This window comes from Aquimarina callyspongiae, from assembly GCF_034322225.1.
GTDB lineage: Bacteria > Bacteroidota > Bacteroidia > Flavobacteriales > Flavobacteriaceae > Aquimarina.
Map to the genome: position 1 here is coordinate 711,024 of NZ_JAXLPA010000003.1, position 24,125 is coordinate 735,148.

Genomic DNA, 24,125 nt, shown 5'->3' on the forward strand with positions numbered 1-24,125 from the left:
TTTTACACCCATTTATGAGCACACAAGGAAGATATACCATTACAGCAGCTTTACCCTATACTAACGGGCCTATTCATATCGGACATTTGGCAGGAGTTTATGTTCCTGCAGATATCTATTCAAGATATCTGAGAATTACAGGAAACGATGTTGCTTTTATTTGTGGAAGTGACGAGCATGGAGCTGCTATACCTATGCGTGCTAAAAAAGAAGGAGTGTCTCCACAAGTGATTATTGATAAGTATCACGCAATCATTAAAAAATCTTTTAAAGATTTTGGTATCTCTTTTGACAATTATTCACGAACCTCTGCAGCCATTCATCATGAAACTGCTTCAGAGTTTTTCAAAAAACTATATGAAGACGGTAAGTTTATAGAAGAAACTTCAGAACAATTATATGATCCTGAAGCAGATCAATTCTTAGCGGATCGTTTTGTTACAGGTACCTGTCCAAAATGTGGTAATGAAGAAGCATACGGGGATCAATGTGAAAATTGTGGTAGTTCTTTGAATGCTACAGATCTTATTAATCCAAAATCAACTATCTCAGGTGCTAAGCCTACATTAAAGCAAACAAAGCATTGGTTTTTACCGTTAGATCAATACGAAGATTTCTTAAAAGAATGGGTTTTGGTTGGTCATAAAAAAGATTGGAAAACCAACGTATACGGTCAGATAAAATCTTGGGTAGATGATGGATTGCGTCCTCGTGCAGTAACCAGAGATCTCGATTGGGGAATTCCTGTTCCAGTTGAAGGAGCAGAAGGAAAAGTACTATACGTATGGTTTGATGCCCCTATTGGTTACATCTCTTCTACCAAAGAATGGGCGGCAAGAGAAGGAAAAGATTGGCAACCTTACTGGAAAGACAAAGACACTAAACTAGTGCATTTTATTGGTAAGGATAATATTGTTTTTCATTGTATCATTTTTCCAAGTATGCTTAAAGCCGAAGGTAGCTATGTGCTTCCAGAAAATGTTCCTGCCAATGAATTCTTAAACCTTGAGGGTAATAAACTGTCTACCTCTAAAAACTGGGCGGTATGGTTGCATGAGTATTTAGAAGAATTTCCAGAAAAACAAGATGTACTGAGATATGCCTTAACAGCAAACGCTCCAGAAACCAAAGACAACGATTTTACCTGGAAAGATTTTCAGGATAGAAATAATAACGAGCTGGTTGGCAATTTTGGTAATTTTATAAATCGCGTTGTAGTATTGACTAATAAATATTATGATGGTGTGATACCTGCGCCAGGAGAGTTTTCTGAGGTGGATATCCAAACGTTAACAGAGTTAAGAGCGTATCCTTCTGTTATCAGTAGTTCTATTGAGCGTTATCGTTTCAGGGAAGCAAGTCAGGAATTATTAAACGTTTCTCGATTAGGTAATAAATATCTTGCAGATGCAGAACCTTGGAAGCTTATCAAAACGGATGAGGATCGAGTAAAGACGATTATGTACGTTGCTTTGCAAATAGCATCGGCTTTAGCAGTTTTATCAGAACCTTTTTTACCTTTTACCAGTGATAAATTAAAATCTATACTAGCACATTCTACATTGGATACACAAACTAATTGGAATGAAATTGCAAACAGAGAAGTATTACTTCCTGCCGGACATAAAATAGAAAAGAGTCAATTACTATTTTCTAAGATCGAAGATGCGGATATTCAAAAACAATTGGATAAGCTAGAAGCTACTAAAAAAGCTAATGAAGCTGAAAACAAAACTGTAGAACCTCAAAAAGACACTGCTACTTTTGAAGATTTTACCAAACTTGATATCAGAATCGGAACTATCATAGAGGCAGAAAAAATGCCGAAGGCTAAAAAGTTATTGGTTTTAAAAGTAGATACGGGTATTAATACCAGAACGATCGTTTCAGGTATTGCAGAACATTTTACACCAGAAGAAATTGTGGGTAAAAAAGTAACTGTATTAGTAAACTTAGCTCCTAGAAAACTGCGAGGCGTTGAAAGCGAAGGTATGATCCTGATGACAGAAAATCCAGAGGGAAAAATCGTTTTTCTTAACCCGGATGAGGATAACGTGAACCCAGGAGCAGTAGTAAGTTAAAGCTAGCGTATATTGTTGCGGCAAGAGGATAATTAGTAAAAAAAATCCTAAAATTCTGGGTAACAAATTAATTACTCAGGATACTAACCTAAAAAGTAAGATGATAAAACAAGTTATATTATTTATTGGGATAGTATGTCTTACTATTTCGCTTCAGGCTCAAGAAAAAGTATTAGAATTGTCTGAATTCTCATCAAATTCAGGCATTAGGGTAAAAGAATCTTATACCCTTCCTAATCAAGTAAATGGTGAACTGATGCTTTTACTAGAAGGGCAACAGCAGTTTCTAGCTTATTTGATAGACAAAGAGTATAATATAGAATCAAAAATATACATTGATGGGTTTTCTAAATACCAAAACCTAATAGGGTACAATGTACAGGAAGATGTTTATTCCTTATTTTTTACAAACAATAGAAAGACCAAATTCGAAATTCTAACATTTAACTTTAAAAATAAGACCTCATCACTTAAATCATTAGATTTCAAATTAAAAAAAGAATGGTTTATAGATGCTATCAATTATCAAAATAAAATTTATATACTCTCGGTAAGTAAAAACAATTCTGATTTAAATATCTATACTTTTAATGAAGATTTTGAAGTATCTAAAAACACCTCTTCATTAAAGTCGTTAGAATATAAAAATTCTATTGATGGTTCAATATTTACTGCTTATAACACATTATCATATTATGATATTGCTAAAATAGAACCGCGCAATCCAAACGTGATTGAAACCACATCTAAGAAAACAAAAATATACGTATTAGATAATCAATTAATCCTAAGCTTTGATCATCGCGGTAAAGAAACTCAATTATTCTATGTAAATCTGGACACATTTGAATTAACTTTTAAAGCTATTGAAAAACCTTCTAACACTGAAAAAGGGTTTGTAAAAAGCAATTCTTATATTTTTGATGATAAAATATTTCAAATTGCCAGTTCCAGCAAAAAAATGAGGTTTACTATTAAAGATTTGGAAACTAAACAGAAAATCAAAGAGTACTCAATTACTAAAGAAGATTCTATAACTTTTAAAAACTCTCCCATCATACAAGAAGGAGGAGGTGCTTTTTCAGATTTTTCAAAGAATCGTATTCGTGAAATGGAAAAAACATCTAAATATTTACGAAAAATATCTTCCTCTAACTTAGGGATTTCGGTATATAAGGTTGATAATGAATACAATGTCATACTCGGTGGAACCAAAGAAATTAACAATGGCGGCGTTTCACATTTTGGGGTAGGTGTAGGTTTTGGCGGGACTGTAGGAAGTTCTGGGGCGTTATCCGTAAGTTTTAACCCAACTTATTATGGGTATGGAGGATATACCTCGACCAAATCAACATATATCAATTGTCTTTTCGACAAGAATTTTGATCATTTAGAAGGAGATATTCAAAAAAACAAATATGATCTTCTTACAGATTTTGAGGATAGCCTTAAAAACGAACCCGAAGCTGTCACTGTTTTTTTGCATAAAGATCTTTTGCATTACGGTTTTTTTGACAAGAAACTTAGAACTTATAACCTATATCGATTCGAAGAATAATTCTTTATGCTCAAAATAGCATACCATCCTATTTATACACATCCGTTACCGTTGGGGCATCGTTTTCCGATGATTAAATATGAACTATTACCTCAACAATTATTACTTGAAGGAACTTGTACTGAGTATAATTTTTTTAAACCTGAAATCCCGAATCCTGAACATATATTAGCTGTACATACTCAAGAATATTATAACAATCTAATTTCTCTATCACTAGAACGTAAAGCGATCAGAAAAACAGGATTCCCTTTATCAAAAGAACTTGTAGATAGAGAACTATTGATTGCTGATGGTACCATAAAAGCTTCAGAATATGCTCTTAAGTACGGGATTGCTATGAATATAGCAGGAGGAACACATCACGCATATACCGATCACGGAGAAGCTTTTTGCTTATTAAATGACCAGGCAATTGCTGCGCGATACCTAACACAAAAGAGGAAATGTAAAAAAGTTCTAATTGTTGACCTTGATGTACATCAAGGCAACGGGACCGCAGAGATCTTTCAGAACGACCCTTCTGTTTTTACTTTTTCTCTGCATGGTGCAAACAATTACCCTTTTAAAAAAGAAAAATCTGATCTTGATATACAATTACCCGATCATACTAGTGATCACGAGTACTTAAAAATCTTAAAAGAAACATTCCCTATCCTTATCAAACAGCAACAACCAGATTTTATCTATTACCTATCAGGAGTAGATATTCTAGCGACAGATAAGTTAGGAAAATTAGGGTGTACAATTAACGGATGTAAAGAAAGAGATCGCTTTGTACTACAAACCTGTAAAGATGCTAAGATCCCATTGATGTGTTCTATGGGTGGCGGATACTCACCAGATATTAAAGTTATTATTGAAGCTCATGCTAATACCTATAGATTGGCTCAGGAAATTTTTTTCTTCTAACTCACATGTTTTTAATCGTTTGTAAACGGATATTAATTGTATCTTAGAACTCCAATTATATAGATATGCCAAAAGAATGTCTTGAATGTGGTGACAAAATTATCGGAAGAGTTGATAAAAAATTCTGCAGTGATTATTGTAGAAATGCTTTTAATAACAAACTCAATAAAGACAGTAAAAACCTGGTAAGAAATATCAACAACCGACTCAGAAAAAATTATCGTATTCTGGAAGAACTAAATCCATATGAAAAGACCAAATCAACCAAGTCAAAAATGATTGCCAAAGGTTTTGATTTCAATTATTTTACTAGCATTTATACCACTAAGACCGGAAACATCTATTATTTTGTATACGATCAAGGATATCTCCCGTTAGAAAATGAATTTTATGCGCTTGTAAAAAGAAATAGTTAATATGAGTTCTTTGTTTTCTTCATTTCAATTGACAGACAAGACATTTTACATTATTATTGGAATTATAGTAATTCTTTCTATAGTTGCAATATCCTACTATTTCAGTGATCGAAACAGAATTCTTAGAAAATTAAAAAGTGTTGTTGCAAAAAGAATTTTATTAGTTAAAGAGAATGAGTATGCAAAAATTATAGGGAAAGCCCAACATATTGACGAATCTTTAATCTCTCCTATCGGTAAAAGAAAATGTGTATACTATCAAATTAAAGTCGAAGAAGAAAGAGGTGGAAAAAACAAACATTGGCATACAATCATAAAAGAAGAAAAAGCAATCGATTTTATTATTGAATCAAAAGGAGAAAAAGCAATTATAAAACCTCATACCGGATCGCAAGCCAAATTAGTTTATATCATTAAAGATGTAAAACACAAATCCGGATTCTGGAAAGATTCTCCAGCGTTTCTTGAGAACTACTTAAAATCGCACGGAAAAGATAGTACTGGGTTATTCGGTTTTAATAAAAAGATACGTTATCGAGAAGGTGTTATAGAAATAGGAGAAACCATTGCAGTTATGGGAATAGGAAACTGGAAAGAAACCGATCAAAGTTTTGATCGGTACTCCTCAAAAAATTTATTTTTATCTGGTGACAAGACAAATAAACTATTGATCACAGATGACCCTAAAGCTATTAAAACAAAGTAACGAATTATAGATCTCTCCAATGTTGACTATTTAGTTTTAACGCTGCTTTCATAACATCTTTCTGACTAATCTGCCCAATAAGTTTTCCATCTTCTATAATAGGAAATCTTCTTCTTTTAGTTTCTAAAAACTTGTTAGCAGCATCAAAAATATTGAGGTTTCCATCAATAGTCTCTACATTTTTAGCCATAAATTTCTCTACTCTGGCATCGTCTATTGGCATATTGTAATAGCGACTTTCATTTAACTGTTTAATACAATCTCCTTCAGAAATGATCCCTAACAATTGATTTTGCTCATCGACAACTGGTCCTCCTGATATTTTGTGTTTTACAAGTGTCTCAATGACTTCCATAACAGGTTGGTCAGGCCTGAAGGTAATCAAGTCTCGAGACATATAATCTGACACTTTTATAGGAGTTTCGTTCTGCTTTTTGGTTTTCGAACGTGCTCCTTGAAAACTTATTATTCCCATAATATTCAGTGATTTAGTGAATCTTCAATATAGTCATTTTCACGAACTTATTCAAATGCATTCTTGATATTTATGTAGGTAAAATCTTATTTTATTACCTTTAGCTACAACAATAAAACGGTTTAATCATATTATAATTGACAATAATTGGTTCGGTATGAAAAACAAATCATCTCTTCAAGATAACAAACCCACTAATAAAACCGTTTATGAGAAGTGATAATTTTTTGTCCTTTTATTTCAACACTATTTTGATCAAAAATGCACCCCTAACTTCGCATTCAACTAACATAAACAAACCACTCAATTAATGAAAAAAGTACTCGCAGTCCTCACCTTTGTATTGATCCTTGTCTCTGTTTGGTATACTTTTTACGGTAGTAAATCTCAAAATATTTCGGGCTTAGATACTCCAGATCAGGAGTTTTCTACGTTACGAGCATTAGAACACGTAAAAAGAATTTCTGAACACCCTCACTACTTAGGTAGTCCAGCTCATGAAAAGACAAAAGCATATATTGTTGATGAACTTAAGAAACTTGGATTAACCCCAGAGATACAAGAAGGATTCTCGATTGGAGATCGTGCCAATCTAAGCAAACCTCAAAATATTGTTGCAAAAATCAAAGGTTCGTCTCCTGATAAAGCTCTACTATTACTTTCTCATTATGACAGTAATCCGCATTCTTCTTATGGAGCAAGTGATGCTGGTAGTGGAGTAGCTACTATTTTAGAAGGAATCAGAGCTTATCTAAATCAAAATAAAACGCCTAAAAACGATATTATTATATGTATCTCTGATGCCGAAGAATTAGGTCTAAATGGTGCGGATCTATTTGTATCAGAACACGCTTGGGCCAAAGATGTTGGGCTTGTTTTAAATTTTGAAGCTAGAGGTAGTGGAGGAAGCTCGTATATGCTTATGGAAACCAATAGTAAAAATGGAAAAATGATTGATGAGTTTATCAAAGCCGACCCTGAATTTCCTGTTACTAATTCACTTGCATATAGTATTTATAAATTATTACCTAATGATACCGATCTTACCGTTTTTAGAAAGCACGGAGATATAGAAGGTTTTAATTTTGCATTTATTGATGATCATTTTGATTATCATACGGCTAATGATACATGGCAAAACTTAGATCTAAACACGCTACAACATCAAGGAAGTTATTTGATGCCTCTATTGGATCATTTTTCAGAAACGGACATTTCAAATCTTAAATCCGATGAGGATTTTTTATATTTTAATGTTCCTGTTTTTAAAATTGTGAAATATCCTTTTGGCTGGATTTACCCTATGTTAGCTATTGCTATTTTATTATTTATAGGGTTAATTGTATACGGACGAGCGAGGTATCGCATTAATTCCAGCGAAGTACGTAGCGGTTTTTTAGCCTTCATTATAGCTTTGGGATTAGCAGGCGTTTTAGGTTTTGGTCTCTGGAAAGTGATTCTGATCATATATCCAGAATATAATGACATTCTTCACGGGTTTCCGTATATGGGGTATTATTATATTGCTGCAGCCGTTCTTATTGGTATCGCTGCATTTTTTAAAGTATACAGTATTTTTGATAAGGTCGAAGAACTACCAAGTATTTTAATTGCTCCATTATTCTTTTGGATTGTCATTTGTGGTGCCGCTGCGTTTTATTTAAAAGGAGCTAGTTATTTTATTATTCCGGTACTTCTAGCTTTGGTTTCTCAGTTTGTATTGATTAATCAAAAAAGGCCTTTTCCTATATTAATGCTGATATTATGTCTTCCATCTATTTTTATTCTTGTGCCTTTTATTGCTTCTTTTCCCGTAGCATTAGGATTAAAAATACTATTCGTTTCATCAGTTTTGACTGTTTTATTGTGTACTTTATTGTTACCTGTTATTGGGTTTTATTCTAAAAGAAGTATGCTGGGAAACATTGCTTTTATTCTGGCAGTCATCTTTTTGGTATCTTCTCATTTTGACGCAGATTTTGATTCTGAAAAACCAAAACCTAATAGTTTGGTATATGTGGTACATCAAGATACGAATAAAGCCTATTGGGGATCTTATGATTACGTTCTCGATACATGGACCAAAAATTATATTGATCCCGCCAAGAACATTGCCGAAGATTGGAATCAAAACACTATAGAGAGTAAATACAATGATGCTTTTAATTTTATTAATGAAGCTCCTTTGAAAGAAATTAAATCTGCCCTTGCAGAAACTTCTATAGATACAATACAGGGAGATACAAGGTATATCGATATTTGTTTACGCCCTCAACGTAATATTAATCGTATCGATTTATTCATGGATAAATCTTTTAATTTTAAAAGTCTACAAGCAAATGGAGTATCTCCTAAAGATGTCACTGATACAGATGGATCTACATATAATGCATTTACAAAACGATGGAACAATCGATTATTAACGTATTATGTAAAAGATAATGAACCATTAGAGTTAAGAATGAAGTTTCATAAAGATTCTATTCCTGAGCTTGTTTTATATGAATCTTCGTATGATTTACTTGAGAATGATCTGTTTTCTATGCCTAAACGTACCGAAAATATGATTCCTAAGCCATTTGTAGTCAACGATGCTGTTATGACAAAAAAAACACTGAGATTAGAATATGTAGAAAAAATTATAGATAGTACAACCCTGGAAATAGTACCTTCAGAAAATAATCTAAACACAGATGAATAATCAGATTAGTATTCTTGGAACTGGGTGGTTAGGATTACCCTTGGCGACTGCTTTGATCGAACAAGGGTATTTTATTAAAGGAAGTACCACGTCATTACGAAAATTGAGACAATTAAAAAGTAATGCTATTGAACCCCATCATATTATTATAAAAGAAGAAGGTGTGGCAGGTGAGGTTCAAGCCTTCCTAAGAGATAGTGAATTACTCATTATCAATATTCCTCCAGGTCTACGACGAAATCCAACCATTGATTTTGTTTCCAAAATTCGCAACCTAATACCGCATATAGAAAAATCAAGCGTTAAAAATGTGATTTTCGTGAGTTCTACGTCTGTTTATCAAGATGAAGAAGGATTTCCTTTGATTTTATCAGAAACGATCCCTAACGCTCTTTCTAATGCTGGTAAACAACTATTTGAAGTCGAGAAACTATTACAAACAAACACCAAGTTTAATGTCACCATCTTAAGGTTTGGAGGTTTATTTGATTCCAGAAGACATCCGGCAAATATGTTGTCTAGAAAAACGAATATCAAAAATCCTAAAGCACCAGTTAATCTCATTCATCTAAATGATTGTATTGGAGTCATTAAAAAAATCATCGAAACTCAATCGTGGAATGACATTTATAACGCAGCCTACCCTAGTCATCCCGAAAAGTCAGTATATTATTCTAAGGTCTGCAAGCAATTAGGGTTACCAGCTCCCGATTATGATTTTAAAACTTTGTCTAAAGGAAAAATAATTGATTCTAAGAAAATTACAGAAAAACTAGGTTATCAATTTTCTCAGGCTTTAAGCTAAAGCAACTTTTCTATTCTCTCGATCAATTCTTTTTTAGAGCTCGGGCGTGGTAAATCATCATCGATTAGTTTACCACTTTTATCAAAGAGTAAATACCTAGGAATACTCCCTATATCTCCCTTAATTTTGAGCTCTTTCATTCTATCAATAAAATCTTGATCCGTAGCGAAGAAATGATACCCCGAAAGCTGAAATTTCTCTATAGCCTTTTTCCATTTTTTACCTGAGCGTTTATTATCGATTGATACAAACAACTTTTTTATTTTATGACTATCCAAATAATCAGAAAGCTCCTTATCCATATAACCAAATTCCTGAATACAAGGTGTACACCAAGTGGCCCATAAATCTACATATACCGGGAATCCATTAAATTCTTCTTTTACCAAAGCATTTAAAGAATTATTTGATTTCTCATTAATTAAATTAAAAGAGTTTTTATTATTTGTCAGTTTTCCAAAAGAATAAACGGTTAGTTCATCAGTATTTTCAAGATCTTTAAAATATCTGGATAAAGGCTTTACATAAACGCTTTGAGGAAAGGATTTTTTTAATCTTTCAAAGCTCTGAAAATCTTTCTCTATTTCTCCTACCTCATAAACCCTATTAAACATAATATCAATAGCTTTCATTTTCTCTTGTAATTCGCCAGGAGCGTATGAAAAATGATTGTTTTTATCTTCCCATATCTTCAGTTCCTTTTTTTCGCCTTGTAATATTCCTTCTTTAATAAGCTTACATTTATATTTTGCGTTATTAGTCCTCAAAACTAAATCTGTGTTTTTATAACGATCAGAAAAAGGATCGTATTTCTCAAAAAGATCTTTGGCAAACCTTTCTAATATTTCTTTATTTTGAGCAAGACTATCATGTGCTTTTTGTTTTTTTATGATACTGTAAGAAGCTGAAAGTATTTTCATTTCGGTTTGTAACCTAGCTAGTCTATGAAAAGATAAAGATATACTATCCTTTTTGAGAAGTTTGTCAAAGTCCTCAAACAAACTGTCCTTTACTTTTGAAACAATATCTATTAATCTCTTTTGATCTGTATTAGATTTAAAAAGGTATGTATCTAAAACAGGTTTAATATAATTTGTTCCTTTAAAGAGTAGTGATGTCTGCATTAAATTAAGACCTGCCTCTTGATCCCCTTTAAAAACAACCCTCAGTTTATCATCATTGCCTTTAACTACATTGAGTTTTATATTGGATCCTTCTTCACAAATAATTGAAGTTTTAGGCATAAATTTATTAGGAGCAATGGTAATAATACCCGTTCCTTCTAAATCAAATTCTTTTATAAATGCTTTATCATGTACCAATGAATTATCCAGCATAAAAAAATAATTACCGGGATCTTCATTTATAAATCTACAAAAAGCAACTTCTGTGCTATCTGAAGCATTTTCTATAATACCTTGAATCGTTACTTTTTTATTTATCGGGGTTATTGAAGTAGTTTTTTTATCTTCTGACTTACATGAAAGAAGCAATACCGCAATTACAAAGAGTAATCTCATAAATCTATGATTAAAAAAAACCTCAGTTTGTTTTTGCTCAAACTGAGGCGATTTAATTTAACTATTAACACGCATCCCAACATTCCTGAACCGAGCTAACACAAGAATGAGCTCCATTACATGTACAGTGGATTTTTCCATCATCACAATCATGAAGTGCTATTGCTGCTCTTCCTCCATTTAAGCTTTTTAATTCTTCTTTGCTCAAGATACGTCCTTCACTTTTTAATAGATTAATCATCTTTTTTTAGGTTTTAAGATTACCTACTCTATTTAAGGCTTTTCGGTTTCCGCCTATTTGTTTAACAACAAATATTTTATATCCAATCCATACTTTGATCAGAATGATATATCACTTAACTATTTATAAATAGGAGCATTATGATTGAACAATATCAATCTTAGTATATGGGGATGGTTAAAAAAAGAAGGGCATAAAAATATAGACCTCTATTTTTTTATTAAATAACGGTAAAAAAAGTGAAGTATTACCATAATTTGAGGGAAATTTCCTCAAAATTATGTTAAAAATATAGAAGAATCTAATTGATGGATTATATAATCTAGTTCTATCGAAAAGTAAATATTATTAAATAAAAAACCCATGCCTAGAAAGGCATGGGTTTTTTATTTTATTGATGTATCTATCAGGAATTATCCTTTCATACTAGCTTTTAAATATTCTCTGTTCATACGAGCAATATTTTCTAAAGAAATACCTTTTGGACATTCGATCTCACAAGCTCCTGTATTTGTACAGTTACCAAAACCTTCTTCATCCATCTGATTAACCATTGCTAATACACGATCTGTCGCTTCTACTTGACCTTGCGGTAATAAAGCGTATTGAGATACTTTTGCCGACGTAAATAACATTGCAGAAGCATTTTTACAAGCTGCTACGCAAGCTCCACATCCGATACAGGTTGCTGCAGCAAATGCATCATCAGCATCATCTTTATTTACAGGAATCGCATTAGCATCAATGGTATTTCCCGATGTATTTACAGAAATATAACCACCTGCGTGCTGGATTCTATCAAAAGAACTTCGATCTACCATCAAATCTTTTACTACAGGAAAAGCTTTTGCTCTGAACGGTTCAATATAAATTGTATCTCCATCATTGAACTTACGCATATGTAACTGGCAAGTAGTTACCAAACGATCAGGACCGTGTGGTTCTCCATTGATTTGTAATGAACAAGCTCCGCAAATCCCTTCTCTACAATCATGATCAAATACTACAGGTTCTTCGCCTTTATTAATAAGCTCTTCATTTAACACGTCTAACATTTCTAAAAAAGACATGTCTCCTTCAATTCCAGATATTGGATATTCTACTATCTTTCCTTGAGACTTAGCATCACTTTGACGCCATATTTTTAATGTAAGATTCATAGCTTTTTATTTATAAGAACGTGTTTTTAATTCAATATTATCGAAGGTTAATTCTTCTTTATGAAGTGCAGCATCTTTAGGCTCTCCTTTATACTCCCAGGCAGCAACGTATTTGAAGTTTTCATCATCTCTTAACGCTTCTCCTTTTTGCTCTCCTGATTGCTCTACAGATTCTTCTCTAAAGTGACCTCCACAAGATTCATTACGATGTAAAGCATCTTTTGCAAATAACTCTCCTAGTTCTAAGAAATCAGCGACTCTTCCCGCTTTCTCTAATTCTGGATTCATGCTATTTGTTGTTCCTGGTACTTTTACATTTTTCCAGAAATCTTCTCTAAGAGCAGCAATCTCATCAATGGCTTCTTTTAAATCCTTTTCATTACGAGACATCCCACATTTGTTCCACATGATTTTACCTAATTTTTTATGGTAATAATCAACCGAATGCTCTCCAGATCCGCCCATTAATTTCTCAATGCGTTCTTTTACATATTTCTCTGCCTGATCAAACTCAGGGCTATCTGTTGGGATTTTTCCTGTTCTGATATCCTGAGATAAATAATCTCCTATGGTATATGGTAATACAAAATATCCATCTGCCAAACCTTGCATTAATGCTGATGCTCCTAATCTGTTAGCTCCGTGATCTGAGAAATTAGCTTCACCAGCTGCATAACATCCTGGAACAGTTGTTTGTAAATTATAATCTACCCAAAGACCTCCCATTGTATAATGTACTGCTGGATAGATCATCATCGGTGTTTTATATGGATTCTCATCAACGATCTTTTCATACATCTGGAAAAGATTTCCATACTTATCCTCGATTACTTTTTCACCTAATTCTCTGATTTGATCCGCCGTAGGATTATGCAATCCAGAAGTTAGTGCTTTCTCTTTTCCGTATCGTTGTATAGCTGATGCAAAATCAAGATAAACAGCTTCTCCTGTTTTATTTACTCCAAAACCGGCATCACAACGTTCTTTAGCAGCTCTTGACGCTACATCACGTGGTACAAGGTTACCAAATGCAGGGTAACGACGTTCTAAATAATAATCTCTTTCCTCCTCAGATAACTGTGTAGGTTTTAATTTACCTGCTCTGATAGCTTCAGAATCTTCAATTCTTTTTGGCACCCAAATACGTCCATCGTTACGCAATGATTCTGACATCAATGTTAACTTAGATTGATGATCTCCTGATACCGGAATACAAGTTGGGTGAATTTGAGTATAACAAGGATTTGCAAAGAAAGCTCCTCTTCTATGTGCTCTCCAAGCAGCCATCACATTACTACCCATAGCATTTGTACTTAAGAAAAATACATTACCATATCCTCCTGTTGCTAAAACGACCGCGTGAGCAGAATGACGTTCTATTTCTCCAGTTACCAAATCACGAGCAATAATTCCACGTGCTTTACCGTCCACTTTCACAAGATCTAACATTTCGTGACGGTTAAATGCTTCTATTTTCCCTCTATTGATCTGTCTGTTCATTGCAGAGTATGCCCCTAACAATAATTGCTGACCAGTTTGTCCTTTAGCATAAAAAGTACGAGATACCAATACCCCTCCAAAAGAACGGTTATCTAATAGTCCTCCATACTCACGTGCAAAAGGAACTCCTTGAGCTACACATTGATCTATAATATTTGCTGATACTTCTGCAAGACGGTAAACATTTGCCTCTCTTGAGCGATAATCTCCTCCTTTAACTGTATCATAAAAAAGACGATAATCAGAATCACCATCTCCCTGATAATTCTTAGCTGCATTAATACCTCCTTGCGCTGCAATAGAGTGCGCACGTCGTGGAGAATCAGAATAACAAAATGTCTTTACATTATATCCTAGTTCTGCCAGTGTCGCGGCAGCACTTCCTCCTGCCAATCCAGTACCTACAACGATAACATCAATGTTACGTTTGTTTGCCGGGTTAACAAGGTTAATTGTATTTTTATGTTTTGTCCACTTATCTGCCAGTGGACCTTCTGGTATTTTAGAGTCTAAAATTGACATAATAGTGGTTTTAGTAATTATGATTAAAGTGTAATACTATAGCAATAATGATAAAACCTACTGGAATAACTATTGCAAAAGCCTTAGCAAACTTCTTAGCACCGATAGCAAATTTATTATTGAATCCTACAGATTGAAATGAGGATGCGAATCCATGCCATAGGTGTAATGCTAAAAACACAAAAGATAAAACATAAAGTCCGGTACGTATCGGACTTTCAAACTTAAGAACAAGTTCGTGATAATACCTTGAAGGGTCTTCTGGAGCAAATTCTATATATTTATGAACGATCTCCGGAACCCAAAAATCATAGAAGTGTAATCCTAAAAATGCTAAAATCACTAATCCTGAAATAATCATATTTCTAGACATCCAGGAAGCATTGGCGCCTCCACTATACTTAGCATACTTAACTGCTCTGGCATTTCTGTTTTTTATTTCTAAAACAAATCCCATTACAAAGTGAAAAATCACTCCAAAAATCAATATCGGCTGCAATATGAACTGCACTACAGGATTAGTACCCATAAAATGCGAAAGCTCATTAAACGTATCTGCGCTGAAAATTGAAGTAAAATTGATAGTAAAATGTTGTAATAAGAAAAATACTAAGAAAAGTCCCGAAAGTGCCATGGCAACCTTTCTAGCTATTGAAGATTTTATCAATCCACCCATTATTTAAAATGTTTTATTAGTTGTGAAACAAAAATAGGACTCGGGGCCATTTTAGCCAAGCTTTAGTCTCTCTTTATTTAGTTATTTATAATGAATATAAAAAAGAGAAACGTATTTGTATAGCAACTCCCGAAATCCTTTGAAATATAAAACTAACTTTATACAAAAGGTAGGACTTTCTTTCAGAATTGTATTAATTTTACTTTATATGACATGATTGAATAATAAATTATCAGTATCCCACCATATTTAAGTGATATTGTTTAATCAAATTATATTAGTATGCTATATCGTAAAAAAAACATCCATTTAAAAGCAATAAAATTCTAAATTATTCTTATTACTTGTTATAGAAAAGATTAGAAAACGAAAAACATTACTTTTGGATAATTACCGACTTTTTGAGAAAATGATTTTTTTTATAAAACAATTTCTGCCTATATCCTGTTATTTTTTATTTGCATTGAGCACAAAAAACGTACTTGCTCAAGAATTACAATCAAAGATTCCTGATAGTCTAACAGAAAAAACTTCTAAACAGCTTATAGATCGTATAAAGTCATCAAGTTCTACTAAAAGCAAAATTTATGAAAACGTTCTATATAATTATGCAGATAGTGCTCTTAGTTTAGCGCAACATAGTTATGACATTGCTTCATTCTTCTACAATGAAGAACAATATGAACGAAGTATCTATTATTTAGACAAAGCTGTTGTGTTTGCCAAAGAAATCAAGAATGATTCTTTGTTATGTAAATACTTTATAAAATCCGGAAATGCTTATTTAAAAGAATGGAAACATCAAAAATCTCTTGATTATTATTATCAGGCAATAAACATTGCTCAAAAAAAAGGAAGTATCCGACATGAACTCATTGCTAATTCTGGAATCGCCATTATTCATAGAAGAATGGAGCAATATGATAAAGCTTTAGATGTCTGCAAAAAATCATTATTACTGACTGAGAATTCTTCTGATAAAAACACTACTAATCATGTTAATCTTCTTACTATAATTAGTGAGATTTATCTGGATCAAAAAAAATATGATTCGGTATTGCATTATGCGGATATAGGTATTTCGATGGGTGAATCTCTGGATCATCCAATCGGAAAAATTGATTTATATACTAAAAAAGGGATCGTATCATTTTATAGAGATACAATACCCGAGGCGCTTTCATACTTTTATCTAGCAGAAGATATTCTGGTTAAAGAAAAGGTTACTCAGAAAAAATCGATACTAAATTTAAACTACTTCCTGGCCCGTTGTTTTTATGCGGAAAAAGAACACAACAAGGCTATTTCATACTTACAAAAAATCACTTCTATCTTAGAAGAAAAAGATTCAAGAAACCTACGTGTTATAGAAGTTTACAGACTACTCGCTGATTGTTACTTAGAAATAGGCAATAAAGAAAAATCTATTTACTGGTTACAAAAGCTAATGAAATTGCAAGATCAGTTCCAGGATGAAAAAAATAAGACCGTAAATAAATTACATCATAAAAACACACAGGAATTAGGAAATGAAATCGCAGCTCTTAAAGAACAAAAAAAGAAAGAAGAGCAATATAAAGAATATACATTCTTCATATTAATTGCTGTTTGTATTGCTCTTATTTTTATCATTTTTAAATATTTCAGGAAGCAAAAAAATAACACCGTTCGGTTTAATAAATTAATCGAAAGAATAAATGCTCTAGAAACAAAAGAAAAAAATCAATCCAAAACGGTCGTAATTAATGATAAAAAAGTGAATGATGTTCTTAATGGGTTACATAAGCTAGAACATCAAGAATATTTCTTAAATACCGATTGTGATTTAAGGTCAATGTCTAAAAAAGTAAAGACAAACACTACGTATCTTTCAAAGATTATAAAAGAACATAAAGCCGATAGTTTCAATGACTATATAAATGATCTAAGAATTGAATATGCCTTAAAAAGATTAAAGAACGACAAAAAGTTTAGATCTTTCTCCGTTAAATCAATAGCCTTAGAATTAGGGTATAAAACAGATAATTCTTTTACTAAACATTTTAAATCAAAAACAGGTTTAAACCCCTCTTATTACATAAAAAAAATAAGTACAAATGATTCCAGCTCCTAAGAGGTTTTAGAAATCAAAATACTTAAATCAAATCACTATATCTCTCCAAATATCTAACAAAGTTATAATCAAAAAAAAGGACTCTTTAACAATCATTATCCATTACCTTAATTTCTTTAAAATACGGCACCTAATTTATGATTTAAGGAGTATTAAAGGTACATTGAATAACTATTCACTTTTTCCTTTATACACTAAAGGTTTAATTAAAATTTTAAAGTCATGAAAACAAAACAAAACAAGATTATTACTCTTAAAAAGCTTACTATAGCTAAGATCACTACAGATGGAATGAAAAAAATAAATGGTGGGGATTGTGATCCTACAGAACCGGATACAGGAACACATTGGAGCCATTGTAATTGTCCTAATGTCTTTTAAAAATAGTACAAAATTTAGACTCAAAATTAGCATTCTTTTTTACTTCCGTATTTTACGTAAAATACGGAAGTTTCATTTTTTTTCAGATTCATTTCACTATACCTTGAATTCGAAATCACTGTGTTCTTTACACCATATTTTGAAAAAGGGTATACCGAAAACCTTTTAATAGAGTAGGTAAATTAAATCAATAATTATGTTATCTAAAATTCTAAAATTAAAAGATGTTGAGCAGTTGAACAAAAAACAACAACAAGGTATTAATGGGGGTACGATACAATACCCTATTGGATGTCAAACAAGAAGAGATTGTTTTATAGTGACTGGAGAATGGGATTGGATATGTGCTACAGCGTATCCATATGCAAATCATAAAATATGTAAACCTCTTTAAGATTTTATTTCTCATCTTTAAACCCTGAAATTTTCAGGGTTTTTTTATACCTTCTTTTTTTGAATTATATCTATGAGAAATATCCAAACAAAACTGCCTAACGTCTCTACTACCATATTTACAATAATGAGCCAAATGGCTTCTAAATATGATGCAATTAATCTCTCTCAAGGTTTTCCGAATTTTGAAGCAAGTCCAAAGCTTATCGACCTAACGACTCAGGCAATGCAGAAAGGATATAATCAATATGCTCCTATGCCGGGTCTAATGTCATTAAGAGAAGTAATCACAAAAAAGACAAATCAATTATATGGTAGTAATTATCATCCCGAAACCGAAGTGACCGTAACCGCTGGTGCTACGCAGGCTATTTTCACGATTATTGCAGCTTTTATAAATCCGGGAGATGAAGTGATTGTGTTTAAACCTGCGTATGACTCTTATGAACCTTCTATAGAATTATTCAAAGGAACGGTCATTCCAGTACAATTAAAAACTCCTGGTTTTACAGTAGATTGGCAGGAAGTTGCTTCAAAAATTACCTCAAAAACAAAAATGATAATTATCAATACTCCTCATAACCCAAGTGGTGCCATTTTATCTAAAGAAGATATGCTTCAATTAGAATCGCTTTTAAAAGGTACTGACATTATTTTATTGAGTGATGAAGTATATGAACATATAGTTTTTGACGAACAACAACATCAGAGTGCTGCACGATTCCCAGGGTTGGCAGAACGTACCTTTATCACCGCTTCTTTTGGAAAGACATTTCATACCACTGGTTGGAAAATGGGATACTGTATTGCTCCAAAAGATTTGATGGCAGAGTTTAGAAAAGTTCATCAGTTTAATGTGTTTTGTACGAATCACCCTATGCAACATGCATTGGCTTCTTATTTACAAGAACCTGAAAATTATTTATCGCTTCCTGATTTTTATCAGCAAAAGCGCGATCTGTTTCTTTCTTTGATCAAAGATTCAAGGTTTACTTATACTCCTGCAGCAGGAACTTATTTTCAATTATTAAACTACAACAATATAACAGATGAAGGTGATGTGGCTTTTGCCGAAAGATTAACCAAAGAATATAAAATTGCATCAATTCCTGTTTCGGTTTTTAACCTTAACCAACAAGATGATCACGTATTGCGGTTTTGTTTTGCTAAGACCGAGGAGACGTTAAAAAAAGCAGCAGAGGTTTTGTGTGGGATTTAAATCAAAAATCAAACTTTAACTGAATCACTTCAAACTCCTTTTCTTCTTTTGTGGTTTTCTTTTTGTCCTGTCCGGTATTAAGGTTTGACAATGAAATCCCTAATAAACGTACGGAGTTTTTCATTTTATCTTGATACAATAATTCTCTGGCTGTTTCCAGTAAAATAGCTGCATCGTTTACAAAATAAGGCAACGTTTTACTTCGGGTTTGTACAGAAAAATCACTGTATTTGATCTTTAAGGTTACAGTTCTACCAGCTACTTTACTTCGTTTTAAACGTTTTTGCAGTTCTTCTGCAATATTTTCTAGTCGTTCCAGCATATAAATCTCTGAAGAGATATTATCACTAAAGGTTCGTTCTGCAGCAAGAGATTTTCGTTCACGATTGGGTTTGACCTCGCTTAAATGAATCCCTCGAACAATTCGATAATAATGTCCCCCAGATTTCCCAAAATGTTCTGTTAGAAATTCTTCGGTTTTAGATTTTAGATCTTTCCCGGTATAAATCCCCATTTGGTACATTTTTGCCCGAGTTACCTTACCTACTCCATAAAACTTTTTGACATCCAGATTCTCCAGAAATTCTAATACTTCTTCTGGATTTACCGTTTTCTGTCCGTTTGGTTTATTATAATCACTAGCTACTTTGGCTATAAATTTATTAATTGATATCCCGGCAGAAGCTGTTAATCCTACCTCATCCAAAATTTGTTTCCTAATTTGTTGTGCAATCATTGTTGCACTTGGATTTCCTTTTTTATTTTCGGTGACATCCAGATACGCTTCATCTAGTGAAAGTGGTTCAACCAGGTCTGTGTAATCAAAGAATATTTTACGTACTTGATCTGAAATTTCTTTATATCGATCAAACCTGGGTCTCACAAAAATAAGATCCGGACATAGTTTTCTTGCTGTAAAACCAGGCATTGCAGATCGAACACCAAATTTACGTGCTTCATAACTTGCTGCACTTACCACACCACGTTTACCACCACCACCTACAGCCAGAGGTTTTCCTCTTAGCTCAGGATCATCCATCTGCTCTACAGAAGCGTAGAATGCATCCATATCGACATGAATAATTTTTCTATGTGGTAATTGCGTTTCCAAAAAAAGAATATAGGTTACAAATTTATACTTCTTTGCATAAAGTACTAACAAGCTTTACATACCTTTACATAGTATTAACGTAAAAAATGTCAAAAACAGCTATCATATTGGGCGCAACAGGATTAACAGGAGGGATTCTGTTACAAAGATTACTGCATGACGATAGATACCATAAAATAAAATTGTTCTCCAGGAAAAGCGTTAAAATTACTCATCCAAAAATCGAAGAGCATCTGGTTGATATGCTCCAACTGGAAAATAGTACTAAAGAGTTCATAGCTGACGAAGTCTTCTGTTGTGTAGGAACCACTAATGCAAAGACGTCTGATAAAGAGTTATATCATAAAATAGATTATGGTATTCCGGTTACATCAGCCAAACTCTGTCAACAAAATCATATTAAAACCCTGATAATTATATCTGCTTTGGGAGCAAACCCTAAAAGTCGAGTATTTTATAATCGTACCAAAGGCGAAATGGAAGAAGATGTATTAAAATTACATATTCCTAAAACACATATTCTACAGCCTTCATTAATTGGAGGACAAAGAGATGAAAAACGTGCTGGTGAATACTTCTTTAAACAACTTATGAAGATTCTTAATCCTTTATTGCTAGGTAAACTTCGTAAATACCGTTCTATACACCCTGAAACGATCGTTTCAAACATGGTGTGGTTAGCTAACAACAAATTTGATCAGAAAAGAATTGTTTCTGATATGATTTTTCAGATCTCCAAAAAACACTAAATACAAGGAAAAAATATGTTTTTTACTTAATTCCTTCTCTAAGACCAGTACAATTACGGTATGCGTACCTTTTCCCACTGAATCCTTACTTCTTTACTTTTAATGCCTTCTACATTTGTCTGAACATATTTATTATTCAAAAACAAAAAATTATGAAGCTATTAAAAACCCTTATTTTATTATTTTTTACCAGTGTATTGACGACAGGTCTTTTTGCGCAATCCAATATAAAATCCTTTAACTTTAAGAAAGGAGAAATTTTGGATATTCTTTTGTTAACTACAAAATCAGGAACTGAAAAAGATTATGAAAAATATAGAAAAACTGCATTTCCGATTGCTTTCAAAAAAACGTATAAACCATTACCTGGATTCAATATTAAGGAAACCACACAAGGAAATATTCAACCTTCCTCTTTTATACTTGGTAAATGGAATGACTTAAAGAATCGAGAACAATTCATTGCAGAAATTGAAGGAGTAGTCCCAGATTTTCATTTACAACGCAGAAATATCTGGTCTTTGTTTAATTTAACCTACTACGAAATACAAAAAGACATTTCTTTTAAAATCGATAAAAATAAATACAATGTGGCTACATCTTATTGGAAAAAAGATGCTACCTCTTTTAAAAAATTCACAGAACTTTGGTTACAAAAGTCAAAATCAAAAGGAGGAAAAAACATTCTACAACTCTCTAACGGAAAATCACCAATAGGGTATTATCACAATCCCGATTTACTGGTTATTACCCAATGGGACAGTAAAGAGGATTTTGATACTTTTTACAAAGAAAACCTAGCAATGAATCATAAAGGTGTATTGCACGTCAACCAATTTATCTTAAACTAGTATATTAAACCAAAAAACAGATCCCATAGATATGCAATCATTCCTAAATCAATTAGTTTATTTCGGATATTTTCAAAGTCTATTTTTACTGTTTATTTATATTTTTTCTCCTAAAAAAAGGAAAACAATCAATGGATATGTGGCTTTTTTAGTATTTGTTCTAGCTATTGGGTTAACAGGGCGTGTATTGTATATTTCGGGCTTTTTTGGTGATAATTATCGATGGGTTATTTTTTCTGAATTCGCTACGTTATTATTTGGTTCAACGATTTATTTATTTACTCGATCCAGTTTATCAAATAAGCCATTCTCATATCGTGAATTGGTGCATTATATACCAGCTTTGATATATAACACTCTAGTGGTTTTTATCTTGATAGTGCCTTCTGATTCAGTATTACATGCAAGGAGTGAAAGCGGAGAACAATTCAAGATCACACTGGTTTTTATCGCGGTTGGATTACTATTTAATATTTCCTATTGGATTGTGAGTCTAAAGATCTTTTTAAAGTTCAGGAAAAATCTTCAAAATGAATTGAGCTACCACATAAAATCTCAATTTTTCATGAATTTCCTAATTGCAGTTGGAATCTGTTTAATCTGTTGGTCTACCATGTTTGTTTATTGGATGTTTGGATTCACAGGTCTTAGCAAAGTAAGCTGGCAAGTCATATGGATAAGTATTGCTCTTATTATTCTATTCATTACTTTTTATGGAATGAAAGAGCCACAATTGTTTAAAATTACTTCTATTATAAAAGCAAAAAAATACACACAATCAAAATTATCTAATGATGATCTTACCTTGCTAAAAACAAGATTAGACGAATTAATGGAAGAAAAAAAACCGTATCTCAATCAAAAACTACTTAAGTCTGAGTTAGCAGAAATGATAGGAGTAAGTAACCCAGAAATTGCCCGTTTATTAAATGAAAGAATTGGTATGAACTTCTTTGAATACATTAACTATTATCGTATTAAAGAATTCATAGAATTAGCTGCATCAGAAAAAGCAAAGAATATGACTTTCTTTGGACTTGCTCAAGAAGCGGGGTTCAATTCTAAAACCACTTTTAATAAATCTTTCAAAAATCTTATGGGTACTACACCTAGAGCATATTTTACAAATGCTCATATTAAAAACAATCAAAACAATTTATAATTCGCAACAATGTTAAAAATCATATTTATCCTATTACTATATATTCTTAGTTTCATCAACCCTATAAATGCACAATTAAGAACTCCTGCTTTAAGTCCGAACGCAAAAATTATTCAAACTATTGGACTCTCTGATATTCAAATAGAATACTCAAGACCCAGTTTAAGAGGTAGAGCATTATTTGGAGAAGAAGGAATATTACCGTTCAAAAAATTCTGGAGAACTGGTGCTAACGCCGCAACAAAAATCATATTTCAGGAAGATGTAACCATTGCCAATAAACCTCTCAAAAAAGGAAGTTATTCTATTCTTACAATACCTGATAATTCTCAATGGAAAATCAATTTTTATAATTATGAATCCAGCAATTGGAATACCTATGTAACAAAAGAACCAGTGATTACAATAGCTGTTAATAGTTTAAAGGTTACAGAAAAATTAGAGTCTTTTACAATTTCTTTTGATGGGCTTTCAATGAACAGCACCAATCTATTATTCACTTGGGATACTACACAAGTTTCTATTCCTGTAATTATTAATAACACAGACAAAGTTCTTCAAAATATTGAGCATACATTATCTGGTCCAAGTGACAATGATTATTTTAGATCTGCAGTCTATCTTCACGAAGCAAAATTAGATTTAAACAAAGCTTTGGAATATATACAAAAAGTAACTAAAGGAGATAGCCCCAGGTTTTTTCAAGTGTATAGAGAAGCTATTATTCTTAGAGATCTCAACAGAAATGAAGAAGCTATTGTAGCCGCCCAAAAGTCATTGAAACTATCTCAAAAATCAAACAACAAAGATTTTATTAGGTTAAATCAAAAGCTGATAAAAAAATTATCCAAATAAAACATACTTTTGACGATA

The 24,125-nt window shown here is 32.5% G+C and carries 22 protein-coding genes; 15 read left to right on the forward strand and 7 right to left on the reverse strand.

What is annotated here, in order from left to right; all coding sequences use genetic code 11:
- Window positions 1-14 precede the first annotated feature (14 nt).
- The 5 genes from metG to U0D62_RS15385 all read left to right on the forward strand — a co-directional run bounded on the left by metG (window position 15) and on the right by U0D62_RS15385 (window position 5,673).
- Window positions 15-2,081, forward strand: coding sequence for a methionine--tRNA ligase (gene metG, locus U0D62_RS15365; RefSeq protein WP_322288191.1), 2,067 nt, complete (start codon window positions 15-17; stop codon window positions 2,079-2,081).
- Window positions 2,082-2,181: 100 nt separating this feature from the next.
- A complete protein-coding gene (locus U0D62_RS15370) occupies window positions 2,182-3,639 on the forward strand; it encodes a hypothetical protein (RefSeq protein WP_322288192.1) in 1,458 nt (485 codons plus the stop codon).
- 6 nt (window positions 3,640-3,645) lie between these two features.
- A complete protein-coding gene (locus tag U0D62_RS15375; RefSeq protein ID WP_322288193.1) occupies window positions 3,646-4,551 on the forward strand; it encodes a histone deacetylase family protein in 906 nt (301 codons plus the stop codon).
- Window positions 4,552-4,616: 65 nt separating this feature from the next.
- Window positions 4,617-4,967, forward strand: a complete 351-nt coding sequence (locus U0D62_RS15380) for a hypothetical protein (protein WP_322288194.1) — start codon at window positions 4,617-4,619, stop codon at window positions 4,965-4,967.
- Between the two features lies 1 nt (window position 4,968).
- Window positions 4,969-5,673 carry a hypothetical protein gene (locus tag U0D62_RS15385; protein WP_322288195.1) on the forward strand — a complete coding sequence of 235 codons (705 nt, stop codon included), beginning with the start codon at window positions 4,969-4,971 and terminating at the stop codon, window positions 5,671-5,673.
- A gap of 4 nt (window positions 5,674-5,677) precedes the next feature.
- On the opposite strand, the gene U0D62_RS15390 is transcribed toward U0D62_RS15385, so the two are convergent.
- On the reverse strand, window positions 5,678-6,148 hold the full coding sequence (locus U0D62_RS15390) for a CBS domain-containing protein (RefSeq protein WP_322288196.1): 471 nt from the start codon (window positions 6,146-6,148) through the stop codon (window positions 5,678-5,680).
- Window positions 6,149-6,458: 310 nt separating this feature from the next.
- Between U0D62_RS15390 and U0D62_RS15395 the strand changes: the two genes are divergently transcribed.
- Window positions 6,459-8,849 (forward strand): M28 family peptidase, encoded by a 2,391-nt coding sequence (locus tag U0D62_RS15395; protein ID WP_322288197.1) that lies wholly within the window; start codon window positions 6,459-6,461, stop codon window positions 8,847-8,849.
- Window positions 8,842-9,654 carry an NAD(P)H-binding protein gene (locus tag U0D62_RS15400; protein ID WP_322288198.1) on the forward strand — a complete coding sequence of 271 codons (813 nt, stop codon included), beginning with the start codon at window positions 8,842-8,844 and terminating at the stop codon, window positions 9,652-9,654. The genes U0D62_RS15395 and U0D62_RS15400 overlap by 8 nt, the downstream gene beginning before the upstream one ends.
- Here U0D62_RS15400 and U0D62_RS15405 read toward each other — a convergent pair.
- From U0D62_RS15405 to U0D62_RS15425, 5 genes are all read right to left on the reverse strand, one after another.
- Window positions 9,651-11,174 carry a TlpA family protein disulfide reductase gene (locus U0D62_RS15405; RefSeq protein ID WP_322288199.1) on the reverse strand — a complete coding sequence of 508 codons (1,524 nt, stop codon included), beginning with the start codon at window positions 11,172-11,174 and terminating at the stop codon, window positions 9,651-9,653. The two genes, U0D62_RS15400 and U0D62_RS15405, sit on opposite strands and share 4 nt — an antisense overlap.
- A gap of 64 nt (window positions 11,175-11,238) precedes the next feature.
- Complete coding sequence (locus tag U0D62_RS15410) at window positions 11,239-11,415, reverse strand: hypothetical protein (RefSeq protein ID WP_322288200.1); 177 nt, start codon at window positions 11,413-11,415, stop codon at window positions 11,239-11,241.
- A 413-nt stretch (window positions 11,416-11,828) separates the two neighbouring features.
- Entirely contained in the window at window positions 11,829-12,575 is a 747-nt protein-coding gene (locus tag U0D62_RS15415) for a succinate dehydrogenase/fumarate reductase iron-sulfur subunit (protein ID WP_322288201.1), read from the reverse strand.
- Window positions 12,576-12,581: 6 nt separating this feature from the next.
- On the reverse strand, window positions 12,582-14,597 hold the full coding sequence (locus tag U0D62_RS15420) for a fumarate reductase/succinate dehydrogenase flavoprotein subunit (protein WP_322288202.1): 2,016 nt from the start codon (window positions 14,595-14,597) through the stop codon (window positions 12,582-12,584).
- Window positions 14,598-14,607: 10 nt separating this feature from the next.
- On the reverse strand, window positions 14,608-15,273 hold the full coding sequence (locus U0D62_RS15425) for a succinate dehydrogenase cytochrome b subunit (protein WP_322288203.1): 666 nt from the start codon (window positions 15,271-15,273) through the stop codon (window positions 14,608-14,610).
- 463 nt (window positions 15,274-15,736) lie between these two features.
- Between U0D62_RS15425 and U0D62_RS15430 the strand changes: the two genes are divergently transcribed.
- The 4 genes from U0D62_RS15430 (at window position 15,737) to U0D62_RS15445 (ending at window position 19,379) form a co-directional block, all read left to right on the forward strand.
- The gene (locus U0D62_RS15430) at window positions 15,737-17,386 is read left to right on the forward strand and encodes a tetratricopeptide repeat protein (protein ID WP_322288204.1); all 1,650 of its coding nucleotides are present in this window, start codon (window positions 15,737-15,739) and stop codon (window positions 17,384-17,386) included.
- A 222-nt stretch (window positions 17,387-17,608) separates the two neighbouring features.
- Complete coding sequence (locus tag U0D62_RS15435; RefSeq protein WP_322288205.1) at window positions 17,609-17,767, forward strand: hypothetical protein; 159 nt, start codon at window positions 17,609-17,611, stop codon at window positions 17,765-17,767.
- Between the two features lie 196 nt (window positions 17,768-17,963).
- Window positions 17,964-18,161, forward strand: a complete 198-nt coding sequence (locus U0D62_RS15440) for a hypothetical protein (protein WP_322288206.1) — start codon at window positions 17,964-17,966, stop codon at window positions 18,159-18,161.
- Window positions 18,162-18,233: 72 nt separating this feature from the next.
- Window positions 18,234-19,379 (forward strand): methionine aminotransferase, encoded by a 1,146-nt coding sequence (locus tag U0D62_RS15445; protein WP_322288207.1) that lies wholly within the window; start codon window positions 18,234-18,236, stop codon window positions 19,377-19,379.
- A 1-nt stretch (window position 19,380) separates the two neighbouring features.
- On the opposite strand, the gene dinB is transcribed toward U0D62_RS15445, so the two are convergent.
- Window positions 19,381-20,490 carry a DNA polymerase IV gene (gene dinB, locus U0D62_RS15450; RefSeq protein WP_322288208.1) on the reverse strand — a complete coding sequence of 370 codons (1,110 nt, stop codon included), beginning with the start codon at window positions 20,488-20,490 and terminating at the stop codon, window positions 19,381-19,383.
- A gap of 86 nt (window positions 20,491-20,576) precedes the next feature.
- Here dinB and U0D62_RS15455 point away from each other — a divergent pair, with 86 nt between their 5' ends.
- The 4 genes from U0D62_RS15455 to U0D62_RS15470 all read left to right on the forward strand — a co-directional run bounded on the left by U0D62_RS15455 (window position 20,577) and on the right by U0D62_RS15470 (window position 24,107).
- Window positions 20,577-21,239: an NAD(P)H-binding protein gene (locus U0D62_RS15455; RefSeq protein WP_322288209.1), complete on the forward strand. Its 663-nt coding sequence runs from the start codon at window positions 20,577-20,579 to the stop codon at window positions 21,237-21,239.
- Between the two features lie 152 nt (window positions 21,240-21,391).
- Window positions 21,392-22,090: a hypothetical protein gene (locus U0D62_RS15460; RefSeq protein WP_322288210.1), complete on the forward strand. Its 699-nt coding sequence runs from the start codon at window positions 21,392-21,394 to the stop codon at window positions 22,088-22,090.
- 31 nt (window positions 22,091-22,121) lie between these two features.
- Window positions 22,122-23,252, forward strand: coding sequence for a helix-turn-helix domain-containing protein (locus U0D62_RS15465; RefSeq protein WP_322288211.1), 1,131 nt, complete (start codon window positions 22,122-22,124; stop codon window positions 23,250-23,252).
- Between the two features lie 9 nt (window positions 23,253-23,261).
- Window positions 23,262-24,107, forward strand: coding sequence for a DUF2911 domain-containing protein (locus U0D62_RS15470; protein ID WP_322288212.1), 846 nt, complete (start codon window positions 23,262-23,264; stop codon window positions 24,105-24,107).
- The last annotated feature ends 18 nt before the right edge of the window (window positions 24,108-24,125 follow it).